22 protein-coding genes are annotated in these 20,221 nt (G+C 71.6%); 12 read left to right on the forward strand and 10 right to left on the reverse strand.

Features of this window, described 5'->3' with window-relative positions:
- Positions 1-18: 18 nt before the first annotated feature.
- Positions 19-537, forward strand: a complete 519-nt coding sequence (locus ACS5PV_RS18110) for a MucR family transcriptional regulator (RefSeq protein WP_455396734.1) — start codon at positions 19-21, stop codon at positions 535-537.
- 126 nt (positions 538-663) lie between these two features.
- Here the strand turns inward: ACS5PV_RS18110 and ACS5PV_RS18115 are convergent, their stop codons facing one another.
- Positions 664-930, reverse strand: coding sequence for a DUF6894 family protein (locus ACS5PV_RS18115; RefSeq protein WP_455396735.1), 267 nt, complete (start codon positions 928-930; stop codon positions 664-666).
- The gene (locus tag ACS5PV_RS18120; RefSeq protein ID WP_455396736.1) at positions 930-1,640 is read right to left on the reverse strand and encodes a Crp/Fnr family transcriptional regulator; all 711 of its coding nucleotides are present in this window, start codon (positions 1,638-1,640) and stop codon (positions 930-932) included. Before ACS5PV_RS18120 ends, ACS5PV_RS18115 begins: the two co-directional genes overlap by 1 nt.
- A gap of 313 nt (positions 1,641-1,953) precedes the next feature.
- Here ACS5PV_RS18120 and ACS5PV_RS18125 point away from each other — a divergent pair, with 313 nt between their 5' ends.
- Together ACS5PV_RS18125 and ACS5PV_RS18130 are read left to right on the forward strand one after the other, a co-directional pair.
- The gene (locus ACS5PV_RS18125; protein ID WP_455396737.1) at positions 1,954-2,331 is read left to right on the forward strand and encodes a response regulator; all 378 of its coding nucleotides are present in this window, start codon (positions 1,954-1,956) and stop codon (positions 2,329-2,331) included.
- Positions 2,328-3,116, forward strand: a complete 789-nt coding sequence (locus ACS5PV_RS18130; protein WP_455396738.1) for a Crp/Fnr family transcriptional regulator — start codon at positions 2,328-2,330, stop codon at positions 3,114-3,116. The genes ACS5PV_RS18125 and ACS5PV_RS18130 overlap by 4 nt, the downstream gene beginning before the upstream one ends.
- On the opposite strand, the gene xth is transcribed toward ACS5PV_RS18130, so the two are convergent.
- Positions 3,117-3,908: an exodeoxyribonuclease III gene (xth, locus tag ACS5PV_RS18135; protein ID WP_455396739.1), complete on the reverse strand. Its 792-nt coding sequence runs from the start codon at positions 3,906-3,908 to the stop codon at positions 3,117-3,119.
- 104 nt (positions 3,909-4,012) lie between these two features.
- Between xth and ACS5PV_RS18140 the strand changes: the two genes are divergently transcribed.
- From ACS5PV_RS18140 to ACS5PV_RS18155, 4 genes are all read left to right on the forward strand, one after another.
- A complete protein-coding gene (locus tag ACS5PV_RS18140) occupies positions 4,013-4,759 on the forward strand; it encodes a ceramidase domain-containing protein (RefSeq protein WP_455396740.1) in 747 nt (248 codons plus the stop codon).
- 301 nt (positions 4,760-5,060) lie between these two features.
- The gene (locus tag ACS5PV_RS18145; RefSeq protein WP_455396741.1) at positions 5,061-6,383 is read left to right on the forward strand and encodes a homoserine dehydrogenase; all 1,323 of its coding nucleotides are present in this window, start codon (positions 5,061-5,063) and stop codon (positions 6,381-6,383) included.
- Between the two features lie 157 nt (positions 6,384-6,540).
- Positions 6,541-7,539, forward strand: coding sequence for a class II fructose-bisphosphatase (gene glpX, locus ACS5PV_RS18150; RefSeq protein WP_455396742.1), 999 nt, complete (start codon positions 6,541-6,543; stop codon positions 7,537-7,539).
- 103 nt (positions 7,540-7,642) lie between these two features.
- Entirely contained in the window at positions 7,643-8,092 is a 450-nt protein-coding gene (locus ACS5PV_RS18155) for an N-acetyltransferase family protein (protein ID WP_455396743.1), read from the forward strand.
- Positions 8,093-8,272: 180 nt separating this feature from the next.
- Here ACS5PV_RS18155 and ACS5PV_RS18160 read toward each other — a convergent pair whose 3' ends face one another.
- The 4 genes from ACS5PV_RS18160 to ACS5PV_RS18175 all read right to left on the reverse strand — a co-directional run bounded on the left by ACS5PV_RS18160 (position 8,273) and on the right by ACS5PV_RS18175 (position 13,385).
- Positions 8,273-9,028 (reverse strand): ABC transporter ATP-binding protein, encoded by a 756-nt coding sequence (locus ACS5PV_RS18160; protein ID WP_455396744.1) that lies wholly within the window; start codon positions 9,026-9,028, stop codon positions 8,273-8,275.
- Positions 9,025-10,803, reverse strand: coding sequence for a branched-chain amino acid ABC transporter ATP-binding protein/permease (locus ACS5PV_RS18165; RefSeq protein WP_455396919.1), 1,779 nt, complete (start codon positions 10,801-10,803; stop codon positions 9,025-9,027). Before ACS5PV_RS18165 ends, ACS5PV_RS18160 begins: the two co-directional genes overlap by 4 nt.
- Positions 10,804-10,805: 2 nt before the next feature.
- Positions 10,806-11,843, reverse strand: a complete 1,038-nt coding sequence (locus ACS5PV_RS18170; protein WP_455396745.1) for a branched-chain amino acid ABC transporter permease — start codon at positions 11,841-11,843, stop codon at positions 10,806-10,808.
- A 369-nt stretch (positions 11,844-12,212) separates the two neighbouring features.
- Positions 12,213-13,385, reverse strand: a complete 1,173-nt coding sequence (locus tag ACS5PV_RS18175) for an ABC transporter substrate-binding protein (RefSeq protein ID WP_455396746.1) — start codon at positions 13,383-13,385, stop codon at positions 12,213-12,215.
- Between the two features lie 238 nt (positions 13,386-13,623).
- Between ACS5PV_RS18175 and paaG the strand changes: the two genes are divergently transcribed.
- The 4 genes from paaG (at position 13,624) to ACS5PV_RS18195 (ending at position 17,101) form a co-directional block, all read left to right on the forward strand.
- Positions 13,624-14,430 (forward strand): 2-(1,2-epoxy-1,2-dihydrophenyl)acetyl-CoA isomerase PaaG, encoded by an 807-nt coding sequence (paaG, locus tag ACS5PV_RS18180; RefSeq protein WP_455396747.1) that lies wholly within the window; start codon positions 13,624-13,626, stop codon positions 14,428-14,430.
- 35 nt (positions 14,431-14,465) lie between these two features.
- Positions 14,466-14,873: a hydroxyphenylacetyl-CoA thioesterase PaaI gene (paaI, locus tag ACS5PV_RS18185; RefSeq protein ID WP_455396920.1), complete on the forward strand. Its 408-nt coding sequence runs from the start codon at positions 14,466-14,468 to the stop codon at positions 14,871-14,873.
- A 236-nt stretch (positions 14,874-15,109) separates the two neighbouring features.
- Complete coding sequence (gene paaK, locus ACS5PV_RS18190; protein ID WP_455396748.1) at positions 15,110-16,444, forward strand: phenylacetate--CoA ligase PaaK; 1,335 nt, start codon at positions 15,110-15,112, stop codon at positions 16,442-16,444.
- A 27-nt stretch (positions 16,445-16,471) separates the two neighbouring features.
- Positions 16,472-17,101 (forward strand): TetR/AcrR family transcriptional regulator, encoded by a 630-nt coding sequence (locus ACS5PV_RS18195; RefSeq protein WP_455396749.1) that lies wholly within the window; start codon positions 16,472-16,474, stop codon positions 17,099-17,101.
- A gap of 56 nt (positions 17,102-17,157) precedes the next feature.
- Here ACS5PV_RS18195 and ACS5PV_RS18200 read toward each other — a convergent pair whose 3' ends face one another.
- Positions 17,158-18,339: a GNAT family N-acetyltransferase gene (locus ACS5PV_RS18200; RefSeq protein WP_455396750.1), complete on the reverse strand. Its 1,182-nt coding sequence runs from the start codon at positions 18,337-18,339 to the stop codon at positions 17,158-17,160.
- A gap of 101 nt (positions 18,340-18,440) precedes the next feature.
- Between ACS5PV_RS18200 and ACS5PV_RS18205 the strand changes: the two genes are divergently transcribed.
- Positions 18,441-19,496: a polysaccharide deacetylase family protein gene (locus ACS5PV_RS18205; RefSeq protein ID WP_455396751.1), complete on the forward strand. Its 1,056-nt coding sequence runs from the start codon at positions 18,441-18,443 to the stop codon at positions 19,494-19,496.
- 3 nt (positions 19,497-19,499) lie between these two features.
- On the opposite strand, the gene ACS5PV_RS18210 is transcribed toward ACS5PV_RS18205, so the two are convergent.
- Positions 19,500-19,853 (reverse strand): hypothetical protein, encoded by a 354-nt coding sequence (locus ACS5PV_RS18210; RefSeq protein WP_455396752.1) that lies wholly within the window; start codon positions 19,851-19,853, stop codon positions 19,500-19,502.
- 142 nt (positions 19,854-19,995) lie between these two features.
- Positions 19,996-20,211 (reverse strand): DUF2842 domain-containing protein, encoded by a 216-nt coding sequence (locus ACS5PV_RS18215; RefSeq protein WP_455396753.1) that lies wholly within the window; start codon positions 20,209-20,211, stop codon positions 19,996-19,998.
- Positions 20,212-20,221 lie beyond the last annotated feature (10 nt).

A 20,221-nucleotide genomic window follows, 5' to 3' on the forward strand; every position in this document is an offset into this window, starting at 1 on the left:
AAGTTAGGATGATTGTCCGTGTCACAAGAAGATCTGGTCCAGGAGGTCGATTTCGTCGCCCTCACCGCCGACGTCGTATCGGCCTACGTCGCCAACAACTCCGTCCCGGCCGCCGACCTGGCCGGCCTGATCGGCACCGTGCACACCGCCTTCCTCGGCCTCGGCCAGCCGGCCGCAAAGGAAGTGGAGAAGCCGGTTCCGCTGATGCCGATCAAGAAGACGGTGACCCCGGACTACCTGATCAGCCTCGAGGACGGCCGCCAGTACAAGTCGCTCAAGCGCCACCTGTCGACCCGCGGGCTCACCCCCGAGGAGTACCGCCGCAAGTGGGGCCTGCCGCACGACTATCCGATGGTCGCCGCCAACTACGCCGCCCAGCGCTCCGAGCTGGCGAAGAGCATCGGTCTCGGCCGCGGCCGCAACGTCGCGGCGGCCGCCAAGCGCGCCGCCTCCGACGCGGTCGTGAAGGCGCCGGCCGCCGAGGTGAAGTCGGCCGAGGCGAAGACCGCCAAGCGCGGCCGCGCGCGCAGCGCGTAGTCCGCCTTCGATCAGAACGATCGAATCAGGGTAGGGCGCGTCGCCCCTCTCCCGTCTGGGAGAGGGGTCTTTTGGGGAAGGGCCTTGGGATCGACGATCCCGCGCGGGGGCGGCTCGACCCCAGGATCAATCGCCCTGGTCGCCGTCCTTCTCCGTGACCGTGTCGGAGAACGCCACGCGCATCACCGGGCGACCGTCCTCGTCCGTCACCTCGAAGGTGCAGGTGAACCAGTCCCGCACCGCGTCGAGCCGCGCCCGGGCGATCAGGTCGCGGGCGACCGCGAGCGCGTGGGCGCGCGCCGCGTCCGGGCCGGCCAGCGCGTCGCCCTCTTGGTCCACCGCGAGGCCCTCGGGGCCGGGGCCGTGCCGGAGATGGAAGAAGTAGCGTGGCATCAGGCGCCCTCGATCAGGCGGGCGTACTCGGCTTCCGGCGTGCCGTAGCTGCCGTTCGTCAGCGCCAGGAGCTTGCCGCGGTCGAGCACCTCGATGCGCCGGCGCCGGGCCCGGATACGGCCGGCGCCCTCCAGGTTCTGGATCGCCAGCGTCACCCCCGCCCGCTGCACCCCGAGCATCATCGACAGGAAGTCGTGCGTGAGCACCAGTTCGTCGCCCTCCGTGCGGTCGTGGCACATCAGGAGCCAGCGGGCGAGGCGGCTCTCGAGGCTCAAGGACGCGTGGGCGTAGGTGGTCTGGGTGATCTGGACGATCAGGGTGTGGACGTAGCGCAGGACGAGCCGGCGCAAGCCCGCGCTCTCGGCGAGCGCGGCGCAGAAGGCCTCGCGGTCGATGCTCAAGGCCTCGCCGGAGAGCTGAACGAAGTAGATGTGCGGCGTGGTCACGCCGTCGAGCGCGACCGGCACCGCGCCGACCAGGCCCTCGCTGCCGACGAGCCCGACCTCGATCCGGCGCTCGTCGTGGGCGGTCGAGATCGAGACCATGCCGGTCTCGAGGAACAGCAGGGTGTCCACCGGAGCGTCCGGGGCGATCACCACGTCGCGCAGCTGGAGCGCGACGGGTCGGAGAGACGGCCGCACCAGGGCGAGATCCTCGGGCGCCATGGCCCGCAGGAGGCGGTTGCGCAATGTCGTCTCATGCTGCGGCACAGCTCCCTCCTTGCGATCGATGGCGGGTCCATGAGCCCCAACGGGAAACCACGTCGTCGGTTGTTCGGCGGGCCAAAATAATTCAAATCGGTACATGGACATGTCATATGATTATAACAAATGATATGCGGATTGTCATTTGATATTCATCGCTCGCAACATCGATGTTTGCGCTGATTTCGGAACCTGTGTCGGACCGCGTGATTGTACGATACAACACCGAACCACGCGGATCTCTTACGGCTGCGGCAACCTGCCCCTATAACTCTTCGCAACGACGCGCATCCGCGGGTCGGAATTGGAGGGACCGGGTTTGCGGCGGGGCGAACACCATCCGACGGTTCTGCTGATCGCGGAGGATCCGATGGTCGGCCTCGCGGTCGGCGACGCGCTGGCGGAGGCCGGTTACCGTGTCGCCGGACCGCTCAAGAGCCAGGACGAGGCCCTGGCCTGGATGGCCCGGGATGCGCCCGACCTCGCCATCCTCGACCTCCCGCTCCGGGACGGCGACGGCAGCCGCCTCGCCCGGGCGCTGCGGGAGAGCGGCGTCCCGTTCCTGGTTCATGCCGACGACGAGTGCGACGCCGCTTCCTGCGCCGAGCTGCGCGCCGCGCCCCGACTGACCAAGCCGGCCTGGCACCGGGACCTCGTCCTGGTGCTCGGCCAGCTCGCCCGAGAGGCGCGACCATGATCTCGACTGCGACGACACTCGGCACGACGCCCGCGATGCACCATTCCGCCGCGCCGTCCGCGGGCGGGCACCTGCTCCACCCGGTGGTGCGCAAGCTCTCGGCCTATCTCCCCCTCGATGCGGAGGAGCAGGCGGCGCTCGCCGGCCTCGGCTCCTGCGGGCAGCGGGTCGAGGGGCGCCACGACCTCCTGGTCGAGGGGGCCGCGCCCGACGGCGCCGTCCTGGTCCTGGAGGGCATCGCCTGCCGCTACCGCCACCGCCCGAGCGGCGCGCGCCAGATCACCGGCTTCCTCGTGCCCGGGGACCTGTGCGACCCCGATTTCGCGCATCTGAGCCGGATCAACCACAGCGTCGGCACCCTCGGGGCCTGCCGGGTCGCCCGGATTCCCCGGGAGGCGTTGGCCGGCCTTGTCGAGCGTCATCCCGGCATCGCCCGTGCCCTGCGCCACGCCAAGCTCGCCGAGGAGGAGACGACCCGCGAATGGGTGATGAACATCGGCTGCCGCTCGGCGATCGAGCGGGTGGCGCATCTCCTGTGCGAGCTGCACGAGCGGCTGCGCGTCGTCGGCTGGGCGACGAAGGGCGGCTACGATCTCGCCCTGACGCAGCAGGACCTCGCCGACACGACCGGCCTGTCGAACGTCCACGTCAACCGGGTGCTGCGCCAGCTGCGCCTGATGCGGCTGGTCGAGGTCGGCGGCCGGCGGGTCGACATCCTCGACCTGCCCGGCCTCCAGGCCGTGGCCGAGTTCCAGGCCGACTACCTGCGGCCGAATGCGGCCTGATCAGCCGAGATCCAGCTCCACCGTCACCGGCACGTGGTCGGAGGGTTTTTCGAGGCCGCGCAGATGCTTCTGCACCGAGGCCGAGACCAGGCGGTCGAGGGCTTGCGGCGACAGAAGCAGGTGGTCGATCCGGATGCCCTGGTTCCTGGGCCATGAGCCGGCCTGGTAGTCCCAGAAGCTGTAGACGCCGGGCCTGCCGTCGCAGGCGCGAAGGCCGTCGGTGAAGCCCTCGTTGATGAGGGAGCGGAACGCCGCCCGGGTCTGGGGCAGGAACAGCGCGTCGTTCACCCAGGCCGCCGGATCAGCGACGTCCTCGGGCTCGGGAATCACGTTGTAGTCGCCGGCGAGCACCAGCACCTCTTCGCGTGCCCGCAAGCCGACGGCGTGGGCCTGGAGCCGGCGCATGAAGGCGAGCTTGTAGTCGTATTTCGGCGTGCCGACGGGATTGCCGTTCGGCAGGTAGATCGAGGCCACCCGCACAGGCACGGTCGCGGTCGGGATCAGCGCCTCGATGTAGCGCGCCTGCTCGTCGGCGGCGTCGCCCGGCAGGCCGCGGCGGATCTCCTGAAGCGGCAGCGGCCGGCGGGCGAGCAGCGCGACGCCGTTGAACGCCTTCTGCCCGTGGGTCGCCACCACGTAGCCGGCCTCCTCGATCTCCGTGCGGGGAAACGCGTCGTCGACGCATTTCAGCTCCTGGAGGCAGACCACGTCGGGCTGCGCCTCGGCCAGGAAGGCCAGGAGGTGGGCTAAACGCTGCTTGATCGAGTTGACGTTCCAGGTGGTGATCCGCATCGCGTCCCGCGCCGCTCGTGAACCGCACTCGTGCGGCCCTCGTCATCGGGGTTTCGCGCCGCGCTGGCAAGTCGCGGTACGGCGGCGGGTTGGGGACGGACGGAGTGGCCTTCGATTGGTGGGATCCGGTGCGCGACTATTGCGAGCGCACCGGGCCGGAGCTGTGGGCCGAGCCCCTGAACGCGGCCTCGAACGCCGCCTTCGTGGTCGCGGCAAGCCTGCTCCTGCGGCGCGGCCGGTCGCCGGACCCGGTCGCCGACGGCTTCGCCTGGCTGATCGGCGTCATCGGGGTCGGCAGCGCGCTGTTCCACACCCTGGCGGTGCAGTGGTCGGCGCTCGCCGACGTGATCCCGATCGCGCTGTTCATCCACGCCTACTTCTTCCTCGCGCTGCGGCGCTTCCTCGGGCTCTCCGCCCTCTCTGCGCTCGCCGGCACCCTCGCCTTCGCGGTGGCGGCGGCATTCTTCGAGCCCGTCCTGTCGGACCTCGCCGGGCGGCCGCTCGGGGACCTCACCAACGGCTCGGTCGCCTACGCCCCCGCGGCTCTCGCGCTGTTCGGCGTCGGGTTCGCCTCGCTCCGCTTCGGCCGGCGCGAGGGCGCCGCCTTGATTGGGATCGGGGCGCTGTTCCTGACCTCGCTCGCGGCGCGTACGCTCGATGCCGCGCTCTGCCCGATCGTACCCTTCGGCACTCACTGGCTCTGGCACCTCTTGAACGCCTGCGTGCTCTACGGCCTGGTGCGGGCGGCCCGCCGGGCGCAGGGCCACCCGGGGACAAGGAATAGGCGCAGGAAATCCCCTCTCCCCGCGGGCGGGGAGAGGACTTCATCGACCTTGTCGTCGATGAAGTGAGCGGAGGCGAAGCCGGAGCGTGGGTGAGGGGGTCTCGACGCGTGAGGCTCGTCCGGGAACACCCCCTCACCCTCGCCCTGCGGGCTTCCTGAGCCCCTTCGGAGCTCAGGCCTCTCCCCGCCCGCGGGGAGAGGAGGGCTCCCGCGTTTCCCCTTTCCCCGGACAGACCTGCGTCGCGCATGGTCCGGCTGCTTGACCCAGATGCCGCCTTCCTTGCACGGGTCCGGAAACCGTTGCAGAAGGGCCCCGCTGCGGGGCCGCGACATTCGGGCCCGGCGCCTGACTGCCCGGATTGTTCGCCATGACTCAAGCCCTCCGCCTCGGCATCGCCGGTCTCGGCACCGTCGGAGCCTCCGTCGTCCGCATGGTCGCGCGCCGCACCGATGCGATCAGCGCCACCGCCGGGCGGCCGGTCCGGGTCACCGCCGTCGCCGCCCGCGACCGCACCCGCGACCGCGGCCTCGACCTTCAGGGCGTGACCTGGTTCGACGATCCCGTCGCGCTCGCCCGCTCGGGCGATGTCGATTGCGTGGTCGAGCTGATCGGGGGGTCCGAGGGCAAGGCCCGCGAGACCGTCGAGGCGGCGCTCGCTTCGGGCAAGCACGTGGTGACCGCCAACAAGGCGCTGCTCGCCAAGCACGGACCGGCGCTGGCCCGCGCGGCGGAATCTGCCGGCGTCGCGCTCGCCTTCGAGGCCTCGGCTGCCGGCGGCATCCCGGTGGTCAAGGCCCTGCGCGAGGCGCTCGCCGGCAACCGGATCTCGCGGGTCTACGGAATCCTCAACGGCACCTGCAACTACATCCTGAGCCGGATGGAGCTGGAGGGCCTGACCTTCGAGGCCTGCCTCAAGGACGCGCAGGCGCTGGGCTACGCCGAGGCCGACCCGACCTTCGACGTCGAGGGCTTCGACACCGCCCACAAGCTCGCGATCCTGACGAGCCTCGCCTTCGGCACCGAGCTCGACGCCGAGGGCGTCTCGGTCGAGGGCATCTCGGCGATCACCCCGCTCGACCTGCGCATGGCCGACGAGCTCGGCTACCGGATCAAGCTCCTCGGCGTCGCCGAGGCGACGGCGGCCGGCATCGAGCAGCGGGTCCACCCGACGATGGTGCCGAAATCCTCGGCCATCGCCCAGGTGATGGGCGTGACGAACGCCGTCACCATCGACACCGACGCCTTGCGCGAGCTCACCCTGATCGGCCCCGGCGCCGGCGGCGAGGCCACCGCCTCGGCGGTGGTCGCCGACATCGCCGACGTGGCGGCCGGCCGCACGCCCCCGGCCTTCGGCCGGCCGGTTGCGGCGCTGACCGCCCCGGTGCGGGCCGAGATGCAGCGCCACGAGGGCGGCTACTACATCCGGCTCACCGTCCACGACCGCCCCGGCGTCGCCGCCGGCGTCGCCACCAAGATGGCCGAGCGCGAGATCTCGCTCGAGAGCATCCTCCAGCACCGCTCCGAGAGCGCCGCGGCGCGCGACCGCCACGGCCGCTCCGGCCTGCCGGTGCCGCTGGTACTCATCACCTACGCGGCGACCGAGGCCGCGATCCGCGAGAGCCTCGACGCGATGGCGGCGGACGGCCTCCTCTCCGAGCCGCCGCAGCTGATCCGCATCGAGCGCGAGTAGGGCCGGCCGGTCGCCGGCCACAGCGGCGGGTTGAGGGGACAAACATTCCCGTGCAATCCACCGCTGCCTCCGCGGCCGATTGACGAATTTCAGTTCAGCGGCGCCGGTTTCTCCTCTAAGACCCGGCCCGACAGATCAGCACGAGGATCACCAACGCATGTCGGACGCCAAGAAGCCGGGGCCGAGCCAGGTCATCGAGCGCATCCTGACCCTCGAGCTGGTGCGCGTCACCGAGCGCGCCGCCGTCGCCGCCGCGCGCCTGCGCGGCCAGGGCAACGAGAAGGCCGCCGACCAGGCCGCCGTCGACGCGATGCGCCGCGAGCTGAACCGCCTGCCGATCGACGGCACGGTCGTGATCGGCGAGGGCGAGCGCGACGAGGCCCCGATGCTGTTCATCGGCGAGACCCTCGGCAACGGCTCCGGCCCGAAGGTCGACATCGCGGTCGATCCCCTCGAGGGCACGACGCTGTGCGCCAAGGACATGCCGGGCTCCGTCGCCGTGATGGCGATGGCCGAGGGCGGCACGCTGCTCGCCGCCCCTGACGTCTACATGCACAAGATCGCCATCGGCCCGGGCTACCCGGCCGGCACCGTGCACCTCGACGCGAGCCCGGAGGAGAACATCCACGCGCTCGCCAAGGCCAAGGGCGTACCGCCCTCTGAGATCACCGCGCTCGTCCTCGACCGGCCGCGCCACACCGACCTGATCGCGGCGATCCGCCGGACGGGCGCGGGCGTGCGCCTGATCTCCGACGGCGACGTCGCCGGCGTGATCTTCACCACCATGCCGGAGGAAACCGGCATCGACATCTATCTCGGCATCGGCGCCGCCCCCGAGGGCGTGCTCGCGGCCGGTGCGCTGCGCTGCATCGGCGGCCAGATGCAGGGCCGCCTGATCCTCGACACCGAGGAGAAGCGCGACCGCGCCGCCAAGATGGGCGTCTCCGACCCGAACCGCCTCTACTCCCTCGAAGACCTCGCCCGCGGCGACGTCGTCGTGGCGATGACCGGCGTGACCGACGGGGCGCTCGTCAAGGGCGTGAAGTTCGGCCGCAGCACGATCCGCACCGAGACGGTGGTCTACCGCTCGCATACCGGCACCGTGCGCCGGATCGAGGCCGAGCACCGCGACTTCGACAAGTTCCACCTGAAGTAGGCTTCTTTCGGAGACGGGCCGCGCGGTTCGCCTGCGCGGCCCCTCTTGATCCCGGGATCGTTCCCCGCGACCCTGCCGGCGATTCTCGTCGACAGGACGCCGGATGCCGACCCACACGATTCGCCCGCTGCGCCCCGACGAGCGCGCCGCCTGGGACCCGCTCTGGCAGGGCTACCTCGCCTTCTACGGCGCCACGGTTCCGCCCGAGGTCACAGACCTCACCTGGGCCCGCCTGCACGACGCGTCGGAGCCGATGCACGCCCTCGTGGCCGAGCAGGAGGACGGCGCGGTGATCGGTCTCGTCCACTACATCTTCCACCGCTCGACCTGGACCGCCGGGCCGTACTGCTACCTCCAGGACCTGTTCACCGCGAAGGCCGCCCGCGGGCAGGGGGCGGGGCGGGCGCTGATCGAGGCGGTCTACGCCGCGGCGCGCGAGGCCGGGGCGAGCCGGGTGTACTGGCTGACCCAGGAAGCCAACGTCACCGCGCGGGCCCTGTACGACACGCTGGCCGACCGGCCGGGCTTCATCCAGTACCGGAAGGTGCTCTGACGCGAGGTCCCGCCGCCGGCGGCACGGAACGAAACCTCACTTCGCTCCGCCTCGGGCTCATGCCCTCTGCACCGCAGCCTGATCGGCCAGGATCGAGCTCAGTGCACCTCACGAAACTCCCGGTCACCGGCGTCGCTCGATGGGGCGGCGCCAGCGCAGCGGGAGTTTCGTGAGAGACGCTTAGTGCCCGGATGCGGCGCGGCTCACGGGCGCCTCGTCGACCGAGAGGCTGCCGAGATAGGTCTCGACCACCCGCGCGTCGCCCTGGAGGGTGCGGCTGTCGCCCTGGAGCACCACGCTGCCGCCGTCGAGAACGTAGCCGTGATCGGCGATCTGGAGCGCCGCGCGGGCGTTCTGCTCGACGAGCAGGATCGCCACCCCCTCGTCGCGCAGGCGCGCCACCGTGCGCATCACCTCGGCGACGATGAGCGGGGCAAGCCCGAGGCTCGGCTCGTCGAGCATCAGGAGGCGCGGGCGGCCCATGAGCGCGCGGGCCATCGCGAGCATCTGGCGCTCGCCCCCCGACAGCGTGCCGGCATGCTGGCGCCGGCGCTCGGCGAGGCGGGGAAACAGCCGGTACATCTCCGCGAGGTCGCCGCCGCCGCCGGTGTTGCGGAACCGAAAGGCGCCGAGCTTCAGGTTGTCCTCGACGCTCATGGTCGAGAACAGCTCGCGCCGCTCGGGGATCAGGCTCAGGCCCTGCGCGACCCGCGCCTCGACCGGCAGCCGCGTCAGGTCGCGCCCCTCGAACAGGAGGCGGCCGCGGGCCGGCAGCACGCCCATCAGGGCATTGAGCAGCGTCGTCTTGCCGGCGCCGTTGGCGCCCAGGACCGTGACGAGCCGCCCGGGCGGGACGCTGAGCGACACGCCGCGCACCGCCTCGACCTTGCCGTAGGCGACGGAGAGGTTGTCGGCCTCGAGCATGGCGTGCGTCATGCGGCGCTCCCCAGATAGGCCTCGACCACCGCGGGGTCGCGGCGCACCGTGGCGGGGGCGCCCTCGCACAGCTTGGCGCCGAAATTCATCACCACCAGCCGGTCGGCGAGCCCCATCACGAAATCCATGTCGTGCTCGACGAGCAGGATCCCCAAGCCCTCCTGGCGCAGGCGCCGCAGGAGGTCGCTCAAGCCCTGCTTCTCCTGGTGGCGCAGGCCCGCGGCCGGCTCGTCGAGGAGGAGGAGTTGCGGCCCGAGGCAGAGCGCCCGGGCGATCTCGACGACGCGCTGCTGACCGAGCGCCAGGCTGCCCGCCGGCAGGTCGCGGCAGGCCGACAATCCCACCCGGGCGAGCTGTCGGTCGGCCTCGGCGAAGAGCGCGGCTTCCTCCGCCGCGTCGAGGCCGAGCGCCCCACGGACCGGCCCGGCCGCGCCGCGCAGGTGGGCACCGAGCGCCACGTTCTCGATCACCGACATGCCGGCGACGAGCTTGACGTGCTGGAAGGTGCGGGCGCAGCCGAGCCGGGCGATGCGCCGCGCCGGCAGGCCGGCGACGTCGCGGCCGGCGAGGCGCACCGCGCCGGCGGTGAGGCGTGCGACGCCCGTCACCAGGTTGAAGGTGGTGCTCTTGCCCGCGCCATTGGGCCCGATCAGCGCCACCACCTCGCCGGCCGCGACCTGGAAGCCGATGTCGTTGACGGCGACGAGGCCGCCGAAGGTTTTCCTGAGATTCGCGGCCTCGAGCAGCACCGTGCCGGCGGTGGCGGCCGGGCGGGGCGCCAGGGGCTCGCTCGCCCGTCCGCGGTCGGGCGGCGCGGCGGTGGTGCGGCGCACGATCAGCGGCCAGAGGCCGTCGGGCGCGCGCTGGAGCATCAGCACCAAGAGGACCCCGAACACGATCGCCTCGAAGTTTCCTTCAGCGCCGAAGACCAGCGGCAGCACGTTCTGGAGCTGGTCCTTCAGCACCGTCACCAGCACGGCGCCGAACACGCCGCCGCCGATCGAGCCGGCGCCGCCGATCACCGCCATCAGCAGGTACTCGATGCCGGCGTTGATGCCGAACGGCGTCGGGTTGATGGCGCGCTGGATGTGGGCGTAGAGCCAGCCCGACAGGGCCGCCAGCATCGCCGCATAGACGAAGGCGACGATCTTCACCCGCGCGGTGTCGACCCCGAAGGATTCCGCCGCGACGACCCCCCCTTTGAGCGCCCGGATCGCCCGGCCGGTGCGCGAGCGCAGCAGCCGGTGGGTGAGCCACAGGCTCAAACCCAGGAAGGCCCAGGTGAGGAGCAGGGCCTCACCCCCGCCGAGAATCGGATGACCGAGGATCGCGATCGGCGGCAGGCCGGTGAGGCCGTCGTAGCGGCCGAGCACGTCGGTGTTGCCGAGCACGTAGAAGAACGAGATGTTCCAGGCGATCGTGCCGAGCGGCAGGTAGTGGCCCGACAGCCGGAGCGTGATCGCGCCGATGACCCAGGCGGCCGCCGCCGACAGGAGCAGCGCCACCGGCAGGGACAGCCAGGGCGAGAGGCCCCCTTGCGTGGTCAGGAGCGCCGTGGCGTAGGCGCTGATGCCGACGAACATCGCCTGCCCGAAGGAAGTGATGCCGGCGACCCCGGTGAGCACCACGAGCCCGGTGACCACGATGGCCGAGAGGCCCGCATAGGTGAGGAGCGTGAGCCAGAACGGCGGCACGCCGGGCAGGAAGGGCAGGGCGACGACGACGAGCGCGGCAAGGCCGGCGAGCAGGCCGGTCGGCGTGATGCGGGCGGGCATGGTCATTCCTCGTCCTCCACCGGGGCCGAGCGCAGGGAGCGCCAGAGCAGGACCGGGATGATCGCCATGAACACGATCACCTCCTTGAAGGCGCTGGCCTCGAACGAGGCGACGGATTCGATGATGCCGACGAGGATCGCCGCGGCCGCCGCCGCCGGATAGCTCGCGAGCCCGCCGATGATCGCCGCGACGAAGCCTTTCAGGCCGATGAGGAAGCCGGTGTCGTAGTAGACGGTGGTGAGCGGCGCGATCAGCACCCCCGACAAGGCCCCGATGAAGGCCGCGACCGAGAAGCTGAGCCGCCCGGCGAGGGAGGGCGCGATGCCCATCAGCCGGGCGCCGAGGCGGTTGACGGCCGTCGCGACCAGCGCCTTGCCGAGGAGCGTGCGCGAGAAGAACAGCCACAGGGCGATGATGATCGCCAGCGTCAGCCCGATCATCCACAAAGACTGCCCGCTCACCAGCAGGGGACCGGCCGGGAACGAGGCCTCCGACAGGGGCGGGGTGCGCGAGCCCTCCGCGCCGAAGAAGACGAGGCCGAGGCCGGTCAGCGCCAGGTGCACGCCGACCGAGGCGATCAGGAGCACCAGCACCGAGGCATGGGCGAGCGGCCGGAACGCCACCGCGTGCAGGAAGCCGCCCATCGGCGTCACGATGGCGAGCGTCAGCAGGATCTCGACGACGAGGCCAGGCTTCGTCGGCGCCAGAAACCACGCGGCGAGCGCGACGAGCGCCGGCAGGGCGAGGTCGCGCAGCGCCAGGCGTGCGAGCACGCGCCCGCTCATCGTCGGGCGCGCCTCGGCGCAATCGGCCAGGAAGGCGAGGACGCCGAGCCCCAGGAGCAGCGGCACGGTGCCCGGCAGGGTCCCGGCCTCCAGGCTCGCGAGCGTCAGCGCGCCGTAGGCGACGAACTCGCCCTGCGGGATCAGGATCACCCGCGTGACGGTGAAGACCAGGACCAGCGACAGGGCGATCAGCGCGTAGATCGCGCCGTTCACGATGCCGTCCTGGACGAGGAGAAGGAGGATCGTGGCGTCCACGGGGGATGGCTCGGGGCGTTTTCGGGGATGTTTTTCTTTGAATTGGTCCTGCGCGCGACAGAAGGCGCGCAGCGACCTCGCGTGGCTTCCGCTTGATCCGCCCGAAAACATCTAGGGCGCGTCCCCCTCTCCCGTGTGGGAGAGGGGTTAGGGGTGAGGGTGGCTCGGTTTCCGCAGAATCCTGAACCGTTGAGCTGCGCAGCTCGACGCTCGGAGCCTGACGCGGAAGCGCGCCACCCTGCGCGATCTTCGATCGCCCCTACCCCTCTCCCACATCTTGCAGCGATACCGGGCAAGCCCGGCATCGCCTGGAGAGGGGATCCCGCGCTTTACTGAGTTCTCGAACGGATCATGGTAGCGGCTCCACCATCAATTCGTCGCCGACAACAGCTTCCACTTGCCGTTCTCGATCGTCACCATCACGCGGGCGCGGTCGTCCTGGCCGACATGGTCGGTCGGGGTCATGGTGACGACGCCGTTGGTATAGACGACCTCCTTCAATCCCTCGATCGCGTCGCGCAATGCCGACCGGAACTCCGGCGTGCCGGGCTTGGCGGTCTTGAGCGCGACGGGGATCGCGTTCGCCAGCAGCACCTCGGCGTCGTAGGCGTGGCCGCCGAAGGTCGCGAGCGAGCCCGCCCCGAACTTCGTCTCGTAGGCCTTGGTGTAGTCGAGGGCGACCTTGCGCACCGGGTTCGACTCCGGCAGCTGCTCGGCGACCAGCAGCGGGCCGGCCGGCAGCACTGTGCCCTCGAGGTCCTTGCCGCCGACGCGCAGGAAGTCGGCGTTGGCGACCCCGTGGGTCTGGTAGTACTTGCCGGCGTAGCCGCGCTCCTTGAGCGTCTTCTGCGGCAGCGCCGCGGGGGTGCCGGAGCCGGCGATCAGCACCGCGTCGGGCCGCGCCGCCATCACCTTCAGCACCTGACCGGTGACGCTGGTGTCGGTGCGGGCGTAGCGCTCTGTGGCGGCGAGCTTGATGCCCTTGGCCTCGAGCCGGGGGGTGATCTCCGCAAGCCAGCCGTCGCCGTAGGCGTCGTTGAAGCCGATGAAGCCGACCGACTTCACGCCGGCCTTCGCCATGTGGTCGGCGATCGCCTGGGCCATCAGGCCGTCGTTCTGCGGCGCCTTGAACACCCAGCGGCGCTTGTCGTCCATCGGGGCGACGATCTTGGAGGAGGCGGCGAGGCTGATCAGCGGCACCTTGGCCTCGGCCGCGACCTCGATCAGCGCCAGCGAGACCGGGGTCACCGAGGAGCCGACGATGGCATCGACGTGATCGTCGCTCGCGAGCTTGCGCGCGTTGGCGACGCCCTTGGTGGTGTCGGTCGCGTCGTCGAGGACGATCCACTCGACCTTCTGGCCGCCGATCTCGGTCGGCAGTAGCGTCACGGTGTTGGCCTGCGGGATGCCGAGCGAGGCCGCCGGGCCGGTCTTGGCGATGGTGACGCCGATCTTGATCGGCTGCGCCAGCACGGGCCCGGCCAGCACGGTGCCGGCCAAAGCGGTACCGGCGAGGGCGAGCGCCCAGACGATGCGCCTCATGGTGGTGTCCTCCCGCTATCGGGCCGCGCCGGTTGGAATCCGGTCGCCGGCGTCACGGGCCTCTGCGAGCCCGCCCGTTCGTGCTTTGCAGCCCCGCGCGCTGTCCGTCCACCCTGGCGTTCGGCTAACGGCACGCGCGTTTGACTTCGCCCGCACAGCTTTATAATTTACCGTCCGGTTGGTCAATAGATCGCGCCGGCGGGGATCCCCGATACAGGCGCGACGGGGAGGACGCACCATGGACGAGGCGAACGGCGAGACTCTCGTGCTGACGGAGCATCATGCGGGCTACCGCGTGCTGGTGCTCAACCGGCCCGACCGGCTCAACGCCTTCAACGAGCCGCTGCACCTGGCCCTGCGCGAGGCGTTGAGCGCGGCATCCGCCGATCCGGACTGCCGGGCGCTGATCCTCACCGGGGCCGGCCGCGGCTTCTGCGCCGGCCAGGATCTCGCCGCCCGCAACTTCGCACCCGACGTCGAGCCCGACCTCTCGCGCACGCTGGAGGCGTTCTACAACCCGCTGGTGCAACAGATCCGCGACCTGCCGATGCCGCTGATCTGCGCCGTCAACGGCGTGGCGGCAGGCGCCGGCGCCAGCCTCGCCTTCCACGGCGACCTCGTGCTGGCGGCGCGCTCGGCGAAGTTCCTCCAGGCCTTCGCCAAGCTCGGGCTGATCCCGGATGCCGGCGGCACCTGGCTCCTGCCGCGCCTCGCCGGCCGGGCCCGCGCCCGCGGCATGGCGCTCCTCGCCGAGCCGATCACCGCCGAGCAGGCGGAATCCTGGGGCATGATCTGGCGGGTGATCGACGACGCCGAGCTGATGGCGGAGGCGCATCGGCTCGCCGCGCAGCTGGCGCAGGCGCCGACCTATGGCCTCGCTCTCATCCGCCGGGCGCTCGACGCCTCGGAGACGAACGACCTCGACGCGCAGCTCGCCGTCGAGCGCGACCTGCAAGGGGAGGCCGGGCGCTCGCCGGATTACCGCGAGGGCGTGGCGGCCTTCCTGGAGAAGCGCCCGGCCCGCTTCACCGGGCGCTCCCGGTGAGCCCGGAGGAGACGGCGCGCGCCTGCGCCGCGGCGATGTGGGCGGAGGACCGGGCGAGCCAGGGGCTCGGCATGTCCCTCGACCATGCTGGGCCGGGCGAGGCGGTGCTGTCGATGCGGGTGCGCGACGACATGGTGAACGGCCACGGCTCCTGCCACGGCGGCTTCATCTTCGCGCTCGCCGATTCGGCCTTCGCCTTCGCGTGCAACGCCTACGATCAGCGGGCGGTGGCGCAACACTGCGCGGTGACGTTCCTGCGGCCGGGCAAGCGCGGCGAGGTGCTGACGGCGCGTGCCGTCGAGCGGGTGCGCGAGGGACGCTCCGGGATCTATGACGTGACGGTGACGGATGCGGAAGGGCAGGTGGTCGCGGAGTTCCGCGGGCATTCGCGGACGGTGCCGGGGAGTGTGCTGGCGGGGGAGGGGGGATCGGCTTCCGATTGATCCAATCAACGACCTTTCCACCCTCCGCGTCATCCCGGGGCCGCGCAGCGGAACCCGGGATCCATAGCCGCCGAGGTGGCAGGATGAGGCGGGACGCAATTCGCTTCTTTCTTCAACGTCAGTGGTTATGGATCCCCGGTTCTCGCCTGTGGCGAGCCCCGGGATGACGTGGAGAATGTCAGGTCCGTCGATGATCTCAGGCTGAACTTCATAAAAATACTCAGGGAGAAGACGCCATGCTCCAGATCGCCCCCCGCAAGCTCGCCCGCATGGTGCCGGAGGCCGCCGAGCTCGACCGGTTCGAGACCGCCTCGCGGGACGAACTCGCCGCCTGGCAGCGCGAGAAGCTGCGCGAGACCCTGCACCACGCCTACGCCAACGTACCCCATTACCGCGCCGCCTTCGACGCCGCGGGCGTACACCCGAGCGACTTCTCGGATCTCCCCGACCTCGCCCGCTTCCCCTTCACCGCCAAGGCGGATCTCAGGGCGAACTATCCCTTCGGGATGTTCGCGGTGCCGCGCGAGGAGGTGGCGCGCATCCACGCCTCGTCGGGCACCACCGGCAAGCCGACGGTGGTCGGCTACACCAAGGCCGACCTCGATGTCTGGGCCGACGTGGTGGCGCGCTCGATCCGCGCCGCGGGCGGGCGGCCCGGAATGCTGATCCACGTCGCCTACGGCTACGGGCTGTTCACCGGGGGCTTGGGCGCGCATTACGGCGCCGAGCGGCTCGGCTGCACCGTGATCCCGATGTCGGGCGGGATGACCGAGCGCCAGGTCCAGCTGATCCAGGATTTCCGTCCCGACATCATCATGGTGACGCCGTCCTACATGCTGGCGATCCTCGACGAGTTCCGCCGCCAGGGGCTCGACCCGCGCGCCTCCTCGCTCAAGGTCGGCATCTTCGGCGCCGAGCCCTGGACCAACGCGATGCGCCAGGAAATCGAGGAGGCGTTCGACCTCCACGCCGTCGACATCTACGGCCTGTCCGAGGTGATGGGGCCCGGGGTGGCGAGCGAGTGCGTCGAGACCAAGGACGGCCTGCACGTCTGGGAGGACCACTTCTACCCGGAGATCGTCGACCCGCGCACCGGCGCGGTGCTGCCGGACGGGGAGGAGGGGGAACTGGTCTTCACCTCGCTCACCAAGCAGGCGATGCCGGTGATCCGCTACCGCACCCGCGACCTGACCCGGCTGCTTCCCGGCACCGCCCGGGCGATGCGGCGGATGGAGAAGATCACCGGGCGCTCCGACGACATGATGATCGTGCGCGGGGTCAACGTCTTCCCGAGCCAGATCGAGGAGAAGATCCTGACGATCCCGGCGCTCTCGGCCCATTACCAGGTGGTGCTGGCCCGCGAGGGCCGGCTCGACACCATGACGATCCGCGTCGAGGCGCGGCCGGAGGCCGACATCGCCGACTTGCGCGAGGCGGCGGCCGAGCGGCTGTGCCAGGCGGTCAAAGACACGATCGGCATCACCGCGACGGTGGAGGTGGTGGCGCCGGAGGGCATCGAGCGCTCCCTCGGCAAGGCCCGCCGTGTCATCGACCGGCGTCCCCGAGAATAGCGACAAGATTGGTAGCGACGAAACCCCATGGCCCGCACCCGCGCCAGCGACTACGACGACAAGCGCCGGGCGATCCTCGATCGCTCGGCCGAGCTGTTCGCCGCCCACGGCTACGACCGCGCCTCGATGAGCCGGATCGCCGAGGCCTGCGGCGTCTCGAAGGCGAACCTCTACCACTACTATCGCGACAAGGACGAGATCCTGTTCGACGTGATCCGGCTGCACCTCGAAGAGCTGCTGGAGGCCGTCGAAGCCGCCGACCGCCCGGGGCTGCCCCCCGAGCCGCGCCTGCGCAGCCTCGCCGGCGCGCTGCTCGAGGCCTACCGGGACGCCGACGCCCAGCACAAGGTGCAGATCAACCATCTCGGCCTGCTCTCACCTGAGCGGCAGGCGGAGCTGAAGGCGAGCGAGCTCGAACTGGTGCGCCTGTTCTCCGAGGCGATCGCCGGGGTGGCGCCGCACCTCGCCGGCACGGCGCTGCTGAAGCCCGTGACCATGTCGTTCTTCGGCATGGTCAACTGGCACTACCTCTGGTTCCGGCCCGGCGCCGGGCTGACGCGGGCGGATTACGCCGACCTCGTCACGCGGCTCATCGCCGAGGGCGCGCGAGGCCTCGCGGAGGAGGCGGCGCCGGAAGTGCGGATGATGGGGGGGTGACGCACGCCCCGTCCGCCGGTCGCACGACGTCGAGCGCCGGAGAACTCCCGATCTCGTCAGGCCGGCCGCGCCACCGCCTTGCGCAGCCGCCCGACCAGGGCCCAGAGCCGCGGGTCGCGCTTGATCCGCCGCTTCAGGCGCGCGCCTGCCCCGGCCGCGGCGCCGTAGGCCCGGCCGCGCAGGCTCACCGGGATCACCGCGTCGACGAGGCCGATCGTCTCGTCGCAGACGCTCGCCTTGTAGCGCGCCTCGCCGACGCCGAGATCGAGGGCGGTGCGGCCGCGCAGGGCCTGGTCGCGGATCAGCGCCTGGAGCAGCAGGTCGCCGGGGCTGAAGCGGGCGAGCGCCGGGTCGGGATCGAACGAGGTCAGCATGCCGCTGAAGCGCGTGGCGTCGACCGCGCCCACGAAGGTGGCGAGGATGCGCCCGTTGTCCGTGCGCAGGGCATGCAGCTCCAGGGCGCCGGCCCGGTGCGCGGCCTTGAGGAAGTCGCGCGCCGCCGGATCGGCGAAGGGATCGCGGATCCCGCCCTGCGCGAAGCGCACCGCCTTCTGGGCGAGGTAGGCCGAGAGGATCTCGTCGCCCTCGGCCTCGTCGGCCGCGACCCGGTGCGCGACGGGGCCGTGCGCGGCAACCAGCCACTTCTCCTTCTGGCGCAGCTTGCGCCGCGCGTCGCCGCTCATCACGCGCTTGAGCACCGCGTCGGGATCGGCCTCCAGCGCCAGGCCGTAGGCGTCGCTCGGCGAGGGGGTGCCGCGCGCCAGCGGGTTCGGCGCGCCGTTCCACAGGCGCGGCTGGTCGGGCAGGTGGACCACGTCGATCCCCGCCTCGGCGCCGGCGCGGCGCAGGGCCTCGACATAGGCCTCGGCCGGCAGGGCCATCGCCTCCGGGCCGGAAAAGAGCGGCATGTGGTAGTTCGCATGCCGGCCGCCGATCACCCGGGCGACGCGGATGCCGGCCTCGCGATGCACGAACAGCGGCAGCAGCGCGATAGCGCGCCCGGCGGGATCGCGCAGCAGCACCGGGCAGGGTCGTGCGCCCACCGGCAGCAGGCGGGCGCAGGCCGCCACCCAGTCGAAGCGCTGGTAGGGCGTCATCACGGCGCCCGGCGTCGTCTCGAGCGTCCGCCAGGGCGCCTCGGCCGCTGCGAGGCCGGAAAAGGTCTCGGGCGTCAGGGCGAGCGACGGCGCCGGTCCGGCCGCCGCTCCTTCCGCCGCGAGTTGCATCGTGCCGCTCATCGCCCGACCCTCGACCGTCGGGACGAGGGGTAACCCGGCAAGCGTGCAGAATCCGCAAACGCCGTAACGAAGCTTTGGCCGATCGCCGCCATGCTTCGGTCATGCTCTCTGCCGTCACGCGCCACCGCCTGTTCCATGCCGGCTTCGCCACCATCGCGGCGACGGGAGCCGACCGCTGGCTCGCCCCCGCCGCACGCGGCCGCGGCGTGATCCTGACCTTCCATCACGTCCGGCCCGACGAGCCGCCGCCCGGCGCCTACGCGCCCAACCGCCTGCTCGCCATCACCCCGGCCTTCCTCGACCGGACGCTCGACGCCCTGCGGGCGCGGGGTTTCTCGATCGTCCCGCTATCCGACCTGCCCCGGCGCTTGACGGAAGAGGGGAAGCCCTTCGCGGTGCTGACCTTCGACGACGGCTACCGCGACAACCTGGAGCACGCCGCCCCGATTCTGCGGCGCCACGGCGCGCCCTGGACGCTCTACGTCACCCACGACTACGCCACCGGGACCGGCCGGCTGTGGTGGATCGAGCTGGAGCGGGCGATCCAGGTCCTTGACCGGGTGCGGCTGCCGGAGGTCGGGCTCGATTGGCCCGCCCGGGACGAGGCGCAGAAATCCGCCGCCTTCGCGCACGTCTACCGCGTCCTGCGGGCCGGGCCGGAGGAGGCTCTGCGCGCGGCCACCTTGCGCCTGTGCGGCGAGGCCGGGATCGATGCGGAAACGATCGCCGGCGAGCTGTGCCTGTCGCCGGGCGAGTTGCGGGAGCTCGCCCGGGACGAGGCGGTGACGCTCGCCGCCCACACCCTGTCCCACCCGATGCTCGCCAAGCACGACGACGACGCCGCAAGGCGCGAGATCGTCGAGGGGCGGGCGCGCCTCGGCGCCCTGCTCGGCCGGGTGCCGGAGCATCTGTCCTATCCGGTCGGCGATCCGGGCTCGGCGGGCGCGCGGGAATTCGCGCTCGCCCGCGAGGCGGGCTACCGCACCGCCGTGACGACCCGGCCCGGCCACCTGTTTCCGGCGCACGCCGCGCACCTGCACGCCCTGCCGCGGGTCTCGGTCAATGGCTGCTTCCAGACCGACGCGGCCCTGCGCGCGCTCCTCTCGGGCGTGCCGTTCCTGGCCTGGAACCGGGGCCGACGCCTCAATGTCGGGTGATGGTCAGCGGTGGCGCCGGCGGCGGTAGTGGCGGCTGCCGCCGCCGCTGACCACCGCGAAGCTCGCGCTCTGCCGGCCGCCGCGCAGGCGCCGGGTCCAGCCGCGGCGGCCGCGGGGGGCGGGCTCCACCGCCTCGGCCAGGGCGGGAGGAAGCGGCAGGCGCGGGATCGCCGCCGACACCGCCGCGGCCGCGGCGGCGACGCCCTTCGCGGCAGGGCCGAACAGCGACAGGCACTGGTTGTAGGCGAGGTCGCCCTTGATGCGCTCGCAATCGCCGACGGAGCGCGGCGCGCCCTGCGCCAGGGCGGCACCGGCGAGGGGACCGATGAGGAAGAGGAGCGCGAGCGCGTGGCGCATGGGCCTGGGGCTGCCTTGCGGGGTGTCGAGGGATGCCGAAGCGGAAGGGCGCGGGCCTGGCAAGAAGGCTGCGACGTGGCGGTCTGGCAGCCCTTTTTGGCGAAAAGCCGGCCTGCGTCCCGGTCGATTCCGGGACGCGGCGTCAGGCCGGGTCGCGGTCGGGCCGTTCCATCCAGCGGATCAGCGGCATCAGCGGGATGATCCAGGCGAGCCCGAGGATCGCGTAGAGCACCGACTGCACGACCGGCGGCGTCTGGGCGATGCGGCTGTCGGCGAGCGCCATGGCGAGGGGCGCGTAGATCAGCACGAAGGCGATCATCACGATCGCCCCGACGAAGGAGCGGGTGCGGCGGCGCATGGTGGAGCAA

The sequence above is a fragment of the Methylobacterium sp. Gmos1 genome (assembly GCF_053764715.1).

Bases quoted from the DNA above. Each gene is read 5' to 3' on its own strand.
- paaI (WP_455396920.1), top strand. From the start codon at position 14,466: ATGTGGGCGGAGGACCGGGCGAGCCAGGGGCTCGGCATGTCCCTCGAC.
- ACS5PV_RS18165 (WP_455396919.1), bottom strand. From the start codon at position 10,803: ATGCCCGCCCGCATCACGCCGACCGGCCTGCTCGCCGGCCTTGCCGCG.
- ACS5PV_RS18160 (WP_455396744.1), bottom strand. From the start codon at position 9,028: ATGACGCACGCCATGCTCGAGGCCGACAACCTCTCCGTCGCCTACGGC.
- xth (WP_455396739.1), bottom strand. From the start codon at position 3,908: ATGCGGATCACCACCTGGAACGTCAACTCGATCAAGCAGCGTTTAGCC.
- paaK (WP_455396748.1), top strand. From the start codon at position 15,110: ATGCTCCAGATCGCCCCCCGCAAGCTCGCCCGCATGGTGCCGGAGGCC.
- ACS5PV_RS18155 (WP_455396743.1), top strand. From the start codon at position 7,643: ATGCCGACCCACACGATTCGCCCGCTGCGCCCCGACGAGCGCGCCGCC.
- ACS5PV_RS18215 (WP_455396753.1), bottom strand. From the start codon at position 20,211: ATGCGCCGCCGCACCCGCTCCTTCGTCGGGGCGATCGTGATGATCGCC.
- ACS5PV_RS18115 (WP_455396735.1), bottom strand. From the start codon at position 930: ATGCCACGCTACTTCTTCCATCTCCGGCACGGCCCCGGCCCCGAGGGC.
- ACS5PV_RS18145 (WP_455396741.1), top strand. From the start codon at position 5,061: ATGACTCAAGCCCTCCGCCTCGGCATCGCCGGTCTCGGCACCGTCGGA.
- ACS5PV_RS18195 (WP_455396749.1), top strand. From the start codon at position 16,472: ATGGCCCGCACCCGCGCCAGCGACTACGACGACAAGCGCCGGGCGATC.
- ACS5PV_RS18200 (WP_455396750.1), bottom strand. From the start codon at position 18,339: ATGAGCGGCACGATGCAACTCGCGGCGGAAGGAGCGGCGGCCGGACCG.
- glpX (WP_455396742.1), top strand. From the start codon at position 6,541: ATGTCGGACGCCAAGAAGCCGGGGCCGAGCCAGGTCATCGAGCGCATC.
- ACS5PV_RS18130 (WP_455396738.1), top strand. From the start codon at position 2,328: ATGATCTCGACTGCGACGACACTCGGCACGACGCCCGCGATGCACCAT.
- ACS5PV_RS18175 (WP_455396746.1), bottom strand. From the start codon at position 13,385: ATGAGGCGCATCGTCTGGGCGCTCGCCCTCGCCGGTACCGCTTTGGCC.
- ACS5PV_RS18210 (WP_455396752.1), bottom strand. From the start codon at position 19,853: ATGCGCCACGCGCTCGCGCTCCTCTTCCTCATCGGTCCCCTCGCCGGT.
- ACS5PV_RS18205 (WP_455396751.1), top strand. From the start codon at position 18,441: ATGCTCTCTGCCGTCACGCGCCACCGCCTGTTCCATGCCGGCTTCGCC.
- paaG (WP_455396747.1), top strand. From the start codon at position 13,624: ATGGACGAGGCGAACGGCGAGACTCTCGTGCTGACGGAGCATCATGCG.